General features: G+C 40.6%; 17 protein-coding genes. 3 read left to right on the forward strand and 14 right to left on the reverse strand.

The window, feature by feature from the left end; genetic code table 11:
• Positions 1 to 51 precede the first annotated feature (51 nt).
• Positions 52 to 525, reverse strand: coding sequence for a nuclear transport factor 2 family protein (locus H5187_RS15630; protein WP_259398179.1), 474 nt, complete (start codon positions 523 to 525; stop codon positions 52 to 54).
• A gap of 275 nt (positions 526 to 800) precedes the next feature.
• Here H5187_RS15630 and cysZ point away from each other — a divergent pair, with 275 nt between their 5' ends.
• Positions 801 to 1,511, forward strand: coding sequence for a sulfate transporter CysZ (gene cysZ / locus H5187_RS15635; protein ID WP_220493291.1), 711 nt, complete (start codon positions 801 to 803; stop codon positions 1,509 to 1,511).
• A gap of 58 nt (positions 1,512 to 1,569) precedes the next feature.
• Here the strand turns inward: cysZ and H5187_RS15640 are convergent, their stop codons facing one another.
• The 13 genes from H5187_RS15640 to hemA form a co-directional block, all read right to left on the reverse strand.
• Positions 1,570 to 1,923 (reverse strand): YkgJ family cysteine cluster protein, encoded by a 354-nt coding sequence (locus H5187_RS15640; protein ID WP_145240659.1) that lies wholly within the window; start codon positions 1,921 to 1,923, stop codon positions 1,570 to 1,572.
• Positions 1,924 to 1,970: 47 nt separating this feature from the next.
• Positions 1,971 to 3,056, reverse strand: a complete 1,086-nt coding sequence (rlmM, locus tag H5187_RS15645) for a 23S rRNA (cytidine(2498)-2'-O)-methyltransferase RlmM (protein ID WP_182740340.1) — start codon at positions 3,054 to 3,056, stop codon at positions 1,971 to 1,973.
• Between the two features lie 38 nt (positions 3,057 to 3,094).
• On the reverse strand, positions 3,095 to 3,463 hold the full coding sequence (locus H5187_RS15650) for a DUF423 domain-containing protein (RefSeq protein ID WP_182768075.1): 369 nt from the start codon (positions 3,461 to 3,463) through the stop codon (positions 3,095 to 3,097).
• Between the two features lie 25 nt (positions 3,464 to 3,488).
• Entirely contained in the window at positions 3,489 to 4,127 is a 639-nt protein-coding gene (locus H5187_RS15655) for an alpha/beta family hydrolase (protein WP_182784626.1), read from the reverse strand.
• 1 nt (position 4,128) lies between these two features.
• Positions 4,129 to 5,025, reverse strand: coding sequence for a transcriptional regulator GcvA (locus H5187_RS15660; protein WP_145240653.1), 897 nt, complete (start codon positions 5,023 to 5,025; stop codon positions 4,129 to 4,131).
• A gap of 119 nt (positions 5,026 to 5,144) precedes the next feature.
• Positions 5,145 to 5,999: a 3-deoxy-8-phosphooctulonate synthase gene (gene kdsA, locus H5187_RS15665; RefSeq protein WP_145240651.1), complete on the reverse strand. Its 855-nt coding sequence runs from the start codon at positions 5,997 to 5,999 to the stop codon at positions 5,145 to 5,147.
• A gap of 9 nt (positions 6,000 to 6,008) precedes the next feature.
• On the reverse strand, positions 6,009 to 7,262 hold the full coding sequence (locus tag H5187_RS15670) for a DUF819 domain-containing protein (protein ID WP_145240649.1): 1,254 nt from the start codon (positions 7,260 to 7,262) through the stop codon (positions 6,009 to 6,011).
• Positions 7,263 to 7,278: 16 nt separating this feature from the next.
• On the reverse strand, positions 7,279 to 8,106 hold the full coding sequence (locus H5187_RS15675; RefSeq protein ID WP_145240647.1) for a tetratricopeptide repeat protein: 828 nt from the start codon (positions 8,104 to 8,106) through the stop codon (positions 7,279 to 7,281).
• A gap of 124 nt (positions 8,107 to 8,230) precedes the next feature.
• On the reverse strand, positions 8,231 to 8,605 hold the full coding sequence (locus H5187_RS15680) for a SirB2 family protein (protein ID WP_182740343.1): 375 nt from the start codon (positions 8,603 to 8,605) through the stop codon (positions 8,231 to 8,233).
• Positions 8,606 to 8,716: 111 nt separating this feature from the next.
• Positions 8,717 to 10,258 (reverse strand): response regulator, encoded by a 1,542-nt coding sequence (locus H5187_RS15685; RefSeq protein WP_182719178.1) that lies wholly within the window; start codon positions 10,256 to 10,258, stop codon positions 8,717 to 8,719.
• 50 nt (positions 10,259 to 10,308) lie between these two features.
• Entirely contained in the window at positions 10,309 to 11,151 is an 843-nt protein-coding gene (gene prmC / locus H5187_RS15690) for a peptide chain release factor N(5)-glutamine methyltransferase (RefSeq protein WP_149980712.1), read from the reverse strand.
• A 2-nt stretch (positions 11,152 to 11,153) separates the two neighbouring features.
• A complete protein-coding gene (gene prfA, locus H5187_RS15695; protein ID WP_145240641.1) occupies positions 11,154 to 12,239 on the reverse strand; it encodes a peptide chain release factor 1 in 1,086 nt (361 codons plus the stop codon).
• Between the two features lie 7 nt (positions 12,240 to 12,246).
• Complete coding sequence (gene hemA / locus H5187_RS15700) at positions 12,247 to 13,503, reverse strand: glutamyl-tRNA reductase (protein WP_182719176.1); 1,257 nt, start codon at positions 13,501 to 13,503, stop codon at positions 12,247 to 12,249.
• A gap of 83 nt (positions 13,504 to 13,586) precedes the next feature.
• On the opposite strand from hemA, the gene lolB reads away from it, so the two are divergent.
• Together lolB and ispE are read left to right on the forward strand one after the other, a co-directional pair.
• The gene (gene lolB, locus H5187_RS15705; protein ID WP_182798020.1) at positions 13,587 to 14,174 is read left to right on the forward strand and encodes a lipoprotein insertase outer membrane protein LolB; all 588 of its coding nucleotides are present in this window, start codon (positions 13,587 to 13,589) and stop codon (positions 14,172 to 14,174) included.
• Positions 14,175 to 14,190: 16 nt separating this feature from the next.
• Positions 14,191 to 14,583: 4-(cytidine 5'-diphospho)-2-C-methyl-D-erythritol kinase (ispE, locus tag H5187_RS15710; protein WP_182798021.1), on the forward strand; the 393-nt coding region annotated here is incomplete at its 3' end.

The raw sequence follows: 14,583 nt of genomic DNA on the forward strand, positions 1-14,583 counted from the left end.
TCACCCACAGAGCAACAACATAGTTAAGCGGTAGTTTAACCGCAAGCTCCCTTATTTATTATCCATATTACTACGGTGCCCATAACTCAATACTCGAGTAATTTCTAATTTGTCGCCTAAGTCATGCCAAAGCATCACAAAATCAGCTTTACCGTCACATTTATTGCCGCCATTTTGACAAAATATGTGAGTTCCTTTGGTCATCACACCAAAATCTTTAATGGTAAACACTTCAAACGTGCCGCTGACCAACTCCCGCGTATACTTGCCACATGCATATTGTTTAGTATTAGCTATCATGGAATTGCGATCCCAGGTAACTCCACCGTTATCATGATAAAACTCAACACCTTCCGCGAAGTAGCTCGCGTGCTTAGCAAGTTGTACTGGGTTATTACAATGATTAAAAGAATCAAAAAGTGCTGTATCTAAACGCATCATTTTACTTTGCAAATCAGTAACATCAGCCTGACTTACCAGCGGCATTAGTAACAATGCAAACAGATATAACTTTTTCATAGTCATTTAAAGCTTCCTGCGTAATAAACGAGCCGATAACATCTCTCGTTTAATTTATTATTGTTGATATATAAACCATATCCCAGTGTTTGTTGCGATTCAATCAGTAACTCCGATTTTTCTATCAATATAAAGATAATGCTTTTTAGACCATACACTCTATTGCTCATTAGATATTAAACACTTTGTTACGCAAAAATACTGTTCAAAATATCTGAGCAATTTATACTGAGGGCAATGTCGATATGATCAGAGGTTTTAGCGTGCAGTTTACACAAGGTATGGAATATTTTTTTTCGGGCTTCAAATTAATTACCCAAAAAGGCTTGAAGCGATTTGTATTTATTCCTTTATTAATCAATATCGTGCTTTTTGGTAGCTCATTATTCTTTTTATATGGCTGGCTTACCGATGGGTTTGCTTATTTAAATGATCTATTACCAACGTGGTTAAGTTGGCTGGAGTGGCTGATGTGGCCTATTGCAGTATTAGTGATTTTATTTAGCTACAGTATGCTGTTTTCGGTGATCACTAATTTCATCGCCGCGCCCTTTAACGGCTTACTCAGTGAAAAAGTAGAGCTGTATTTAACAGGTCAAAAAATTAATGATGATGGCTTAGCGGAGATAGTGAAAGATGTGCCACGAATGCTTGGCCGTGAGTGGACTAAGTTGTGCTATTACCTACCACGTGCCATTGGCTTTTTTATCTTACTGTGGATATTACCTGTTATCGGCCAAGTGTTATGGGTGATGTTTACCTGTTGGATGTATGCCGTGCAATACAAAGATTATCCGTTTGATAATCACAAAATTTGCTTTAAAGAAATGAAAGAAGACTTAAAACAAAAACAAACTCTCTCGTATGGATTCGGCTTAGCCGTATTGTTGCTTACAGCCATTCCTATCGTGAATTTAATTGTTATGCCAGTCGCTGTGTGCGGCGCAACTCGCTTGTGGGTTGATCAATACCGCCCTAAGTATCGCGAATAAAACGCTCAGAGGGGACGACAATATAAGCCATTATTAAGTCCCCTATTTGCAGCACTATTTACACTAAAACTTGCCGTGTATTAGCGATGAAATGATGCACTTCGCGCTCAATTTTAGGATCAACTGGCTGCTCTGGAGCGCGATCATTTGGGCATGGCATCCTTGGAGTTGTGCCAAACAAACGACAAATTAATGGCCGTTCATCATATACAGTGCATCCCTTTGGACCTAAGTGTACACAATTAAATTCATTTAATGCCGCTTCGTGCTCTGCATCGCTTTTTACCGGTAATCGAGACATTTCTTCAGATGATGTTGTCACTGGACCGCAACAATCATGACAACCTTCAACACATTCAAACGATGGAATGTTAGCGCGTAATCGCAAGATTACTTTTTGGTTTTTATACATCAATTTTTACCTTTATTTAGCCAGTATTCATGCCGCACTAAAATTAATTAGCTATATAGGCTTTGCGGCACTTTTGTCACGTTCAGATGTACTGTGATCTCTTCTCTGTCATGATATAAATGCTTAGCTTGTAATTCATAGCTTATACCGTATTTATTAAGCTCTTCTTTGATCATCGTTAAGCACTCATACACACTGTCAAAGCGCTTTTTCATTGGCAGCTTTAAGTTAAAGATAAGTTCTTTCGCGTATGCGTTGACCGCCCAATCAATCATAAGACTGGTTACTTTGGTTGGTTTTTCTACCATATCGCATACTAACCAAGTAATATTTCTTTTCTCAGGGCGGTATTTAAAACCATCAACACGGAAGTGCTTAACTTGACCTGTTTGCATTAAATCATCATTCATTGGGCCGTTATCAATGGCGCTAACAAACATACCGCGACGCACTAGTTGATACGTCCAACCACCTGGGCAGGCACCTAAGTCAACACTGCGCATACCGGCTTGAACCCGCGCTTCACGATCTTTTTCCGCAATAAACACATTAAACGCTTCATCCAGTTTTAAGGTCGAGCGACTCGGTGCATCACTTGGCATTCTTAGTCGTAATATTCCCATAAAAAATGGGGAATTATTATAACTATATGAATGACCGACAAACGCGGTGTTATTAGTTAAAAACATGATGTGCATTACGGGGCGATTGGCTTTAGGTTCACGTAACACGGTGTTTTGTTTCTCTAAAGCCTTTTTAAGTGGGGTAGAGATTTTTTTGCAGAAAGTTAACAACTCTTTGCCTTCATTGGTATCGGGTGTTTCTACCCGTAGCTCTGAGCAAAGTGGAAAATCGACCGCTGCTTTTACTATTTCGCCAACACGGTCTTCGACGGGCATGTTTTCAAGTAAAGTGCCGGCAAACCACTGACGGGCAAATACCATATTTTTGAAATCAACCTTTTTGATGATTTCATCACTATGCTGCGCTTCAAAACATTCGTAAATAACATAGCCGGTATTTGGCTTTGCTTTTACATACCCAGCAAAACCTTGCTCTGCGGCATGAAATGTTATTTCTGCAGCGGCATCATTTTCAAAACCACTACGGCAGTAAATCACTACACTTGACATAAAAACCCTTTAATTGCTCTTTTGAGCGATATTCTCTATTAAAATTTAAACCGTGCTACTTGCACTAATAAAATAGTCCAACCAATAATAAAACATAAACCACCAACGGGTGTGATGGGGCCAAGCCACTTATAACCGGTGATTGCTAATAAATATAAACTGCCACTAAACAACAAAATACCAGCAATAATAAACCAACCAGCCGATGTGAGGTTAATTCCCCATTTTATTAAAATGGCAATCGCAATTAACGCAAGGCCATGCACCATCTGATACTCTGCCGCAGTTTTAAATATGCCAATAGCATATTCAGAAACACGGCTTTTTAAACCATGAGCCGCAAAGGCGCCCAACACCACTGATAGCATGCAAAATAAACTGCCAGTCATTAAAAATAGTTTAATCATGATTTTTTTCCTGCTAAAGATGCCTTTAAATATGCTGTTTGATAAAACTAGCAGCGTGCTCAGCGGCAGTTTGCACATTACCTAACTCTGTAAAGCCACTGCGTTTGCGTGGTTTTAAGGAATGATCGCCATCAGCTAGCCACACAAACTCTGGGCGTTTATCCAGTTGTAGCTGTGTTAATTCGTCACGGGTACCAAATGTATCGCGCTCGCCTTGGAGCACCATAAACGGGCATGGTATTTTACCAAAATGATCAATGCGTAATTTATCAGGCTTGCCTGGTGGATGAAATGGATAGCCAAATGCCAATACGCCTGAAATTGGTGGCATTGTTACTCGCTCTTCACTGACAAGCATTGATGCCATCCGCCCGCCCATTGACTTGCCACCAATAAATAACGGTAAGCTTGGCTGTACAAAGGTTAATATATGTGCAAAGTATTGCAGTAATTTAGGCGCACGATCTGGCGGGCGACGCTTATTGTTTTGCTTGGCTATTTGCATATATTCAAAGTCAAATAAGCCAACATCAATACCTTTTTCTGCCAGCAAGCTTGCCATTTTCTGCATAAATTCTGAATCACTAGCGGCTCCAGCACCATGGGCAAAAATAAATTGTGCCAAAGCGGGTTGTTGGTCACTTTTAATCCACTCGATAGTCATATTAATACTCTTGCTCTTGTTCAACTAAACTCAGCATCCACTGCTTAAACGATACTATTTTGCCTAATTCAGATTGCGTTTCACGACTTACTAAATAGTACGCATTTTTACTTTCTAAACTGTGGTTAAACGGAATAACTAAACGTCCTGCATCAATATCAGGTTTAGCAAGCACACTGTTACCAATAGCAACGCCTTGACCATGCACAGCTGCTTGCAGCACCATTGATGAGTGACTGAATATTGGTCCTTGGTTTACTTGCACATTACGTACACCGGCGGTTTTCATCCACGTTTTCCAGTTCTTACGGGTGGTATCATGTAATAAAGTATGGTTTGCCAAATCACTTGGCTGATCCAGCGGCTTTGGCCCTGTTAATAGCATAGGGCTACACAAAGGCACTAGGTATTCTGTATGCAGTTTATGCGTTTGCACGCCACTCCAATGACCACGGCCATAATAAATAGCCACATCAACATCATCGGTGAGTGAGTTTTCGTCTTGATCTTGGGCTTTTATTCGTACATCTATCTCAGGGTGCAGTTCGTTAAATAAGCTCAAGCGTGGCACTAACCATTGAATAGCAAAGCTGGGCGTTAAACTCACGGTTAATGAGCCTTTTGCACCACGGGCTAATAGCTTTTCGGTAGCATCAATTAGCTGAGTAAATATTTCTTTAATATCTAAAAAGTAACCTTGGCCTTCTTCGGTGAGTAATAAAGAACGGTTTTTTCGCAAAAATAGTTTTAAGCCAAGATGCTCTTCTAAAGTTTTTATTTGATGACTTACCGCCGCCTGTGTGACGTATAACTCTTCAGCCGCTTTAGTAAAACTCAAATGGCGAGCAGCAGCTTCAAATGCTTTTAATGCGTTTAGTGGCGGAACACGTCGAGACATAGTGATCAAACTTAGAATTAGTTTTTCTTATGGATAAGATTATATACACATGCCAAGGAAGTGTATATTCAAGACATAAAAAAAGCGACTTTCGTCGCTTTTCTTATCACGCTTTGCGATTACAAGTCGCTGGCGCTGGTATCCAATGGGCCAAAGCTTTTAACTAAATCATCCACGGCTTTCATTTGACTTAAATAGCCTTCCAACTTACTTAATGCAAGTGCACATGGGCCATCACATTTAGCTTCATTAGGATTAGGATGCGCTTCAATAAATAAACCCGCTAACCCTAATGCCATGCCGCTGCGAGCAAGTTCTGCCGCTTGTGCACGACGACCATCGGCAGAATCACTGCGCCCACCTGGACGTTGTAAAGCATGAGTGGCATCAAAAATAACCGGAGCCATTGGTTTCATGTCATCCATACCCAGCATATCAACGACTAAGTTGTTATAACCAAAGCTTGAGCCACGCTCGCACAATACAACATTGTTATTACCCGCTTCATTAAATTTAGTAATGATGTGGCGCATTTCGTGCGGGGCTAAAAATTGTGGCTTTTTAACATTAATAATTGCGCCCGTTTTCGCCATTGCGACCACTAAATCTGTTTGGCGCGCCAAAAATGCTGGTAATTGGATCACATCAACCACTTCTGCCACAGGCGCTGCTTGATGCGGCTCATGGACGTCAGTGATCAAAGGAACATTAAACGTTTTTTTGATTTCTTCAAAAATCCTTAAGCCTTCTTCCATGCCTGGACCACGGTATGAATTAATTGATGAACGGTTTGCTTTATCGAATGACGCTTTAAACACATAAGGAATATTAAGCTTAGTGGTCACTTCTACATAATGCTCAGCGATACGCATTGCTAAATCACGAGACTCAAGTACATTCATGCCACCGAACAATACAAACGGTTTTTCGTTTGCCAGTTCAATATCATTAATTTTAATTAAATGGTTGTTCATTTTTATTCCTTAAGGTGCAACTGCTTGCATCATTAAACCACAAATATATGCCATATACGTGCCTACGCCATAGCCCAGAACGGCTAATAATACCCCAACTGGCGCAAGCGATGGGTGAAATGCCGAAGCAACTACTGGTGCCGATGCCGCACCGCCCACATTCGCTTGTGAGCCAACGGCCATATAAAATAGCGGCGCTTTAATTATTTTTGCCACAATTAACATTAAACTGGCATGGGTAAGCATCCAAATTAAGCCAATAACGAAATACATAGGTGATTCAAATATAGCCGTAATATTCATATGAAGGCCAATTGATGCCACTAAAATATATAAAAAGCTGGAGGCTACTTTAGATGCGCCAAAGGCTTCAATATGACGTACTTTAGTAAACGACAATGCAATACCTATGGTCGTCGAAATAACAATTAACCAAAAGAACTTACTGTTTAAGCTATATTCTTGTGCCCATGGAAAGTTAGCGCCAAAGTAAGGTCCTAAAAAGTCTGCACAAAAATGCGCCAGACCGGTAATACCAAATGCAATTGCAATGATCAGCATATAATCATTGAGTGTTGGCAGACGTGCGTGCTCGGCTTGGTATTTTTCAACGCGATTTTTTAACTCTTCAATCGCGCTAGTATCCGCGCCTGTTTTCGCATCAATGGCTTTATGGTTGGCAGCCATTAACAGTAATACTGCCATCCATAAATTAGCGACAATCACATCTACCGTAACCATTGCTGAGAATATATCTCCGCCAACTTCAAACATTTCTTTCATCGATGCTTGGTTTGCACCACCACCAATCCAGCTTCCAGCAATCGTGGTCATGCCACGCCATACTGCATCAGGGCCATGACCACCGACTGCTTCTGGATACACTGCGCTCATGATCAAAATGGCCAACGGGCCGCCGATCACAATACCCGCAGTACCGGTTAAAAACATAATTAATGCTTTCGGACCAAGATTAATAATGGCACGTAAATCAATACTAATGGTCAGTAAAATTAAGCACGCCGGAAGCAAGTAACGTGATGCTACAAAGTACACATTAGATGAATGACCATCAACAATGCCAAAAGTATTCAATAGTGAAGGTAAAAAATAGCACAGTAATAATGCTGGGACATATTTGTAAAACTTTTTCAGTGCGCTATTTTGACTGTTCGATGTTTTAAAAATAAAGCCTAATATTACTGCTAATAAACCAAAGACAACCGCGTCATTGGTGATCAGGGCAGTATGGGCGTCAGCCATGTAAATTCCTTAAAAGTTAATGGTGAGTTTTGTGATTATCTTCAAGTTCTTCAAGTTGATGCTGAATAATATCAATTGCAGGATCATCTGGACACTCATCGATAAAAAATTGTAAGTCGTCACGTGCCATTTTCGGACAATCAAGCTGGTTAAGTAAATAGCCTCTGTCGCGTCTTTCGTACGGGTCATCGCCTATTAGCTCCATCAGCATCTCAACACAGCTCAAAGCATGACCAAATTTATTACTGCTAATAAAGGCCCACTTTTGTTGTGCTAGATAAAGCTTATACACTTCTTCGTCAAAAATGAGCTCAAGCGGCTCTTGCTCATCACCATTTTCTTCACTGGCGTTTTCAGGAATAATATACCAACTTTGTTGACCTGAACTCGGCTCAAGTAAATAACCTTCCTCATCGCTAATAGCAACATGGACATTTATTTCACTATTATTAATCGTTACATTTGCATCAAAACCTGCATGGTTCAGCAAATGGCATAATAAAATACCCAGTGTTGTTTCAGAACCACTGCGCATACTTAGCATATAGCTAAAGCTATTTAAGGTGTATTCTGGGACTTTTAAACTGGATACGCTAAATAACCACTGAGTAAAAAACATATCAACTAGCGCATCAAACCGTTCGTGAATATCAGGGTATTGTTGGCATAGTTCGGTGACTTGATTTTCAAAGTCGCTCAGTGTGGCAAAGCTATCACTTAAATCAGCTTGAGGATCCCACTTCGCTTCAGCGCTTATACAACGATACAACGCTTGGGGAACGAATGTGTCAAAAGCCTCATCTTGATAGGATTCATTTTGATCTTCAAACCAAGGGGTGGTCATTAATACGGCAACATCTTTAATAGAAAATGAATGACTAGTTTACCTATTTTTTTACACAGATACCAACGTAGCACGTTAGATTAACGTTCAAAGACTGTTTAGTGCAGCCTTTGAACACCTTTAGTTACAAAATAAACGCTGTTTTGGCAACCGCTAGCTTACCAATGAAGGCAATGACCACAGTCGTAACAACTAAAAACACAATTTTTATACTGGTTTTTTGCTGTTTACTGGCAATAATACCCAGTGCAATATACGCCACTACAAGAATAATCTTTTCAAGCAGCCAGGTTTGTTCTAGTGGATTAATTTTTGCAATAGCCATCAGCGCGAAGGCTGAAATAAGTAAAAACGTATCGGTTGCGTGACTACCAATAAATACCAATTTATTTTTAGCGATTGCACCACTGCCGAGGCGAGAAAATGAACGTAGATAAAATAGAACAATGCTTAAAACTGCAATTGCCATGTGTGTGTGTTTGACTGCTAAATAATCCATATGCCCCTAACTACTCATTAATGTTAAAAAAGAAATTGTACCAATGTTGTTAAACATGCCTATTCTAATGCGTTAAATAACTCACCAGTTCAATGCACTGGGTATTATTTTTTAATCTGGAAAACGCATTAAAATTTCTTCAAGCTCCGCTAGGTTGTCGTTAAATGCATCGACCAGTTTAGGCTCAAAGTGTTTGCCTTTTTGCTGATTGATTTCATTAACGACATCATCAAGCGTCCACGCTTCTTTGTAACAGCGTTTATGGCGCAGCGCATCATACACATCGGCAATCGCCACTATACGGCCAAAAATATGAATGTCTTCTCCTTGGATCCCTTGTGGGTAACCTGAACCATCCCATTTTTCATGGTGATCACGTGCAATTTGAGCACCTGCATTAACGATTTCACGACGAGAATCTTGTAAGATGAGGTAACCTTTTTGAGTGTGCGTTTTCATGATGTCCCACTCTTCGGAGGTCAATTTACCCGGCTTATTTAAAATAGCATCAGGAATACCCACTTTTCCAACATCATGAAGTGGCGACGCTAAACGAACTAAGTCAGCCTCACGTTTCGATAAACCATACGCCAGTGCTAAAGTATGACATATATGCGAAACCCGCTTAACATGATTGCCCGTTTCGGTTGAACGCTGCTCCAGAGCTTCGCTTAAACGAAGCACTAATTCTTGCTGAGTTGCTTCGACCTCGGATTGTAATTGCACATTCTCATACGCTAACTGTACATTTTGCGAAAATATTTCAATCAAATGGCGCTGTGTATCCGATAAGTCGTGTGGAATACCGGATATAAAAAGCATTGAATTATGATTATGTTCGCTGCAACAGTATGCAAACAAATAATTGTCTTTATAAACAATGTTTTTATCTCTAAATGCTTGTTTACATGCTGATAGCTGCTCGGTATTTAATACCTCTTCAATTGCTTTACCTTCGCTGCGTTCAAAATCGCCTCGCCCAGAAAATACCACTAATTTATGCTGATTATCTTGTGGGTTACCTGCCACTAAACTGGTGGCGTACATTGCTTGATCAACAGTGCCGAGCAACGATGTTAATTGTTGCATCACCCCTTCAATAAAATGATCAAGTGAGTGCGCTGAAAAAATATCTCGAGATGCTTTAATGATTTTTTCAAGCCCTTGACGAGATTGTTCAATCGATAAAATATCGCGATAAGAACGTAAGCTCGACATCACTACAGTAAATAGTTTTTGTGCGGTAAGTTCAGTTTTTGATTTGTAGTCATTGATATCATAATTAACAATAACTTGGCGCTCTGGCGCTTGGCCGGGTTGACCAGTACGAAGGATAATACGGATATGATTATTTTTAGCGACTTCACGAATATATTGCGCGACTTTCAAACCTGCATCGTCGGTTTCCATCACCACATCAAGCAGTACAATTGCAGCATCGGGATTATTATCTATTTGTACTTTAGCCTCAGCCCCTGAGTATGCACTAATAAACTCTAAACGCTTGTCTTGAAACTCAAAATCACTTAATGCCAATTTCGTGACAGCATGAACCTCAGGCTCATCATCAACAATGATGACTTTCCATGTCCCCTTAACTACTTCACTTTCTACTTCTTGTGGTTCATCCGAAAACAAAAAATCATCCATCATACTGAGTCCTCAAAGGCGTTTATTTTGCTCTCGCACTGTAATTTTTATAATTATCCCGGCCACTGTGCGAGCGTTACACGATCGTTATTTGCTAAGTCTTTAACTGTAAGTATATTTGTATACGCCATTTGTGCAAAAAAACTATGCACTTTAGTACTTTGTTGATAACCATGCTCAATGACAAGGTAACCATTTGACGTTAAAAAATTGCGTGCTTGAGTAATAATATACTTTATATCAGCCATACCGTCATCATCGGCAACTAACGCAGAAAGAGGTTCAAAACGAACGTCACCTTGATTTAAGTGAATATCATCATATTCAATATACGGCGGATTACTAACTATTAGATCAAACTGTTGTGCTGTAACTTGGCTAAACCAATCACTTTGCACAAAGTCTACATTAATAAAGCCTAACCGCTGCTTATTTGTATTCGCAAGCGCTACAGCATCAGCAACCCTATCAACCCCTGTGATTTGCCAAAGTGGCATTTCGCTGGCAAGTGCAAGCGCAATTGCACCAGTCCCAGTGCCTAAATCAAGCACTTTAGCGGCCACAGGTAAAGGCAAACTGAGCGTATATTCAACCAGTGTTTCGGTATCTGGGCGAGGGATCAGCGTAGTGGGATTAACCTGCAGTGGCAAACTCCAAAATTCACGCGTGCCCGTTATATGAGCCACTGGCTCACCTGTTAAGCGACGTTGACAATAACTTTCAAATAGCTGTTGTTGTTGCGGTGTTAACTTTTGTTCTGGCCAGCTAAATAAGTAGCTACGTGGTTTTTGTAATACGTCGAGCAATAATACTTGAGCGTCTAATTTAGCACTATCGCTGCTACTTTGCAGCAGCAAAGTAGCACGCGAAACAGCACTTTCGATCGTGTCGGTCACGATTACTCATCACCCATAGCGGCTAGTAAATCAGCCTGATGCTCTTGCATTAGCGGCTCAATCACACAACCTAAGTCGCCGGCAACTACCTCATTTAAACGGTATAAAGTGAGATTGATACGGTGATCTGTAATACGTCCTTGCGGATAGTTATAAGTACGAATACGTTCCGAACGGTCACCGCTACCGACTAAGTTACGACGCTCTGATGCTTCAGCCGCGTGGCGTTTTTCATCTTCCGCTTGTTGTAAACGTGCAGCAAGCACTGACATCGCTTTCGCGCGATTTTTATGCTGTGAACGTTCATCTTGACACTCAACTACTACACCTGTTGGTAAGTGGGTAATACGAATTGCCGAGTCAGTTTTATTAACGTGCTGACCACCGGCACCTGAGGCACGGAACGTATCAACTTTAATATCAGCGGTATTAATTTGAATCGCTTCAGCTTCTGGCACTTCAGCCATTACCGCAACAGTACACGCAGAGGTATGTACTCGTCCTTGCGATTCAGTTTCTGGCACACGTTGTACCCGGTGAGCACCTGATTCAAACTTCAATTGCCCGTACACGCCTTCACCACTAATGTTAGCAATGACTTCTTTGTAACCACCGTGCTCACCTTCATTGGTGCTCACAATCTCTACTTTCCATTTTTTAGTTTCAGCATAACGGGTATACATACGGAATAAATCACCAGCAAAAATGGCCGCTTCATCGCCTCCCGTGCCGGCACGTACTTCTAAAAACACATTATTATTGTCGCGCGGATCTTTTGGTAGCATCAACACTTGTATTTGATCTTCGATAGCAAGGATTTGCGCTTTGGCTTCTTTGTATTCTTCTTGCGCCATCTCACGCATATCAGGATCCGAATCCTTTAGCATTTCTTCTGCTGTAGCAACATCATCTTGTGTTTGCTGATAGCCTAAAAATGCTTTAACAATTTCTTCCAACTCAGAATATTCTTTTGAAAGCGCACGAAAACGATTTTGGTCGCTAATAACTGACGGATCACTTAGCAGCGCTTGTACTTCTTCATAACGCTCTACTAAGGTTTCTAACTTACGATAAACGGACTCTTTCATGTAACTGCTATTCCTGATCAATACCTAACATTTTCTTTAATTGGCTTAACTGAGCAACTTCACCTTTTTTAGCCGCATCTTGAATTGCACGGGTAGGCGCGTGCATTAGGCGGTTGGTTAACTTGTTGGCCAGCTCTAAAATAATTTTTTCTGCGTCTTTACCAGTGTTTAATTGGCTTATTGCCTTATCAACCAGCTCAGACTTAATATCGTGTACATCTTGGCGATAAGAGCGGATCAGATCGACAGAGTCGAGTGAACGCATCCACATCACAAATTCCGCACAGCGCTGGGTAATAATCACTTGCGCTTCATCGGCGGCTTGTTCTCTTGAAGCGATATTTTCGCTTACTATTGCCTGTAAGTCATCAACCGAATACAAATAGGCCGCATCTAATTCACCAACTTGGCTTTCAATATCGCGCGGTACTGCAATATCAATAAATAACATTGGCTTATTACGGCGTTGTTTTAGCGCTTGTTCAACTACCCCTTTACCAATAATTGGCAAAGTACTTGCTGTCGAACTGATCACTATATCCGCCTGATGTAAGCGTTCAGGTAACTGCGCTAACGCAATAACGTCGGCATTAACATCTTCTGCCAGAAGGCGTGCACGCTCTATGGTGCGATTCGCCACGGTGATCTGTTGTGGTTCATTTTGATATAAATGTTTCGCTACCAGCTCAATTGTTTCCCCGGCACCAATTAATAGCACTTTGGTTTTATCTAACTTGCCATATATATGTTTAGCTAAATTAACCGCAGCATAAGCAACAGACACCGCACTGGCGCCTATATCGGTTTCCGTTCTTACTTGTTTTGCTACCGAAAAGGTTTTTTGAAATAACCGGTCAAATACCACACTCACCGAATTGTGATTTTTGGCGCTATTATAAGCTTGCTTTATTTGACCAAGAATTTGCGGTTCACCTAGCACCAAAGAATCTAGGCCACATGACACACGCATTAAATGATTGATAGCATCATTATCTTGATGACAATATACATTACTGCTCAGTTCGTATTCATCCAAACCGTGGAAACTAGCTAACCATTGCAACAGTATTTGGGAATTTTGCTGAGCGAGGCTACAATAGATTTCTGTTCGGTTACATGTGGACACAATAACCGCTTCATTAAACTGATCGTGATCGCTCAGTTGCTGTAATGCTTCTGACAATTGCTCAGGCGAAAAGGCAACCTTTTCGCGTAATTCTACAGATGCGGTTTTATGATTAATACCAAGTGCTACTATGGTCATATGTGCCAAATATTGCTAAGCCGTGCTCGAAAGACGATAATTTTACCAAAAATCAGCGGAATATGGAAAGTAAGGAACGACATTTGATTCGACTATATTTGATTTTACTCATATTTTTTTTATTTTTAAGTGGTTGTGCGCAGCAAATTAGCCCTCAAACAGCTCTTTATGACGATTGGAAGTCGCAATTATCACAACAAACCAATTGGCAAGTTGAAGGAAAACTGGCTTTTATTAGTCCAGATGAACGCCAATCAGCAAACTTAAATTGGCAACAACAAGAACAGTTAAACCAACTTATTCTAACGAGTTTTATCGGTACCCGTGTTTTAGCATTAACACAAAATACTAACGGCGCTGAACTTGAATACGATGATCACATTTACCATGACATTAATGCATCGCGCCTGCTTGCTAGGCTCACTGGTTTTAATATACCGATGGACAGCGCCGATAATTGGTTAAAAGGCACTGTTGACGATCCAAGTTTGCAAGTTGATGCACTAGGCCGAGCAAAAAATGTAACTTGGCACGCACCCGATGGCGATCAATGGCAAATAAGCTACGCTGATTACCAACAATACGCCGGATTTTGGTTACCTAAAAAGCTCACGTTAAAACACCAAGATATTAAAATAAAAATTCAACTTTACGAGTGGCACTTTAACTAACATGACTACGCACACTATGACTTCATTTTCGTTATTGGCTCCTGCCAAGCTCAATTTATTTTTACACATTAATGGCCGTCGTGAAGATGGCTATCATGAACTGGAAACCTTATTTACTTTTTTAAATTATGGCGATCAACTCACATTTACTTTGACTGAAACAACTGAAATTGAAGTCACTGGTGACACCACCGATATCCCCCTAAAAGATAATTTGATCTATAAAGCGGCCGTTTTATTACAAAAACACACAAATTCCCTTTTTGGCGCAAAAATAAATTTAACTAAAATATTACCAATGGGAGGCGGCGTTGGTGGTGGTTCTTCAGATGCGGCCAGCACACTTTTAGCGCTTAATAAATTATGGCAATGCCAGTTATCACTGTCTGAATTAGCAGCGCTTGGCGTG

Source organism: Pseudoalteromonas sp. SG44-1, from assembly GCF_014164315.1.
Lineage (GTDB): Bacteria > Pseudomonadota > Gammaproteobacteria > Enterobacterales > Alteromonadaceae > Pseudoalteromonas > Pseudoalteromonas rhizosphaerae.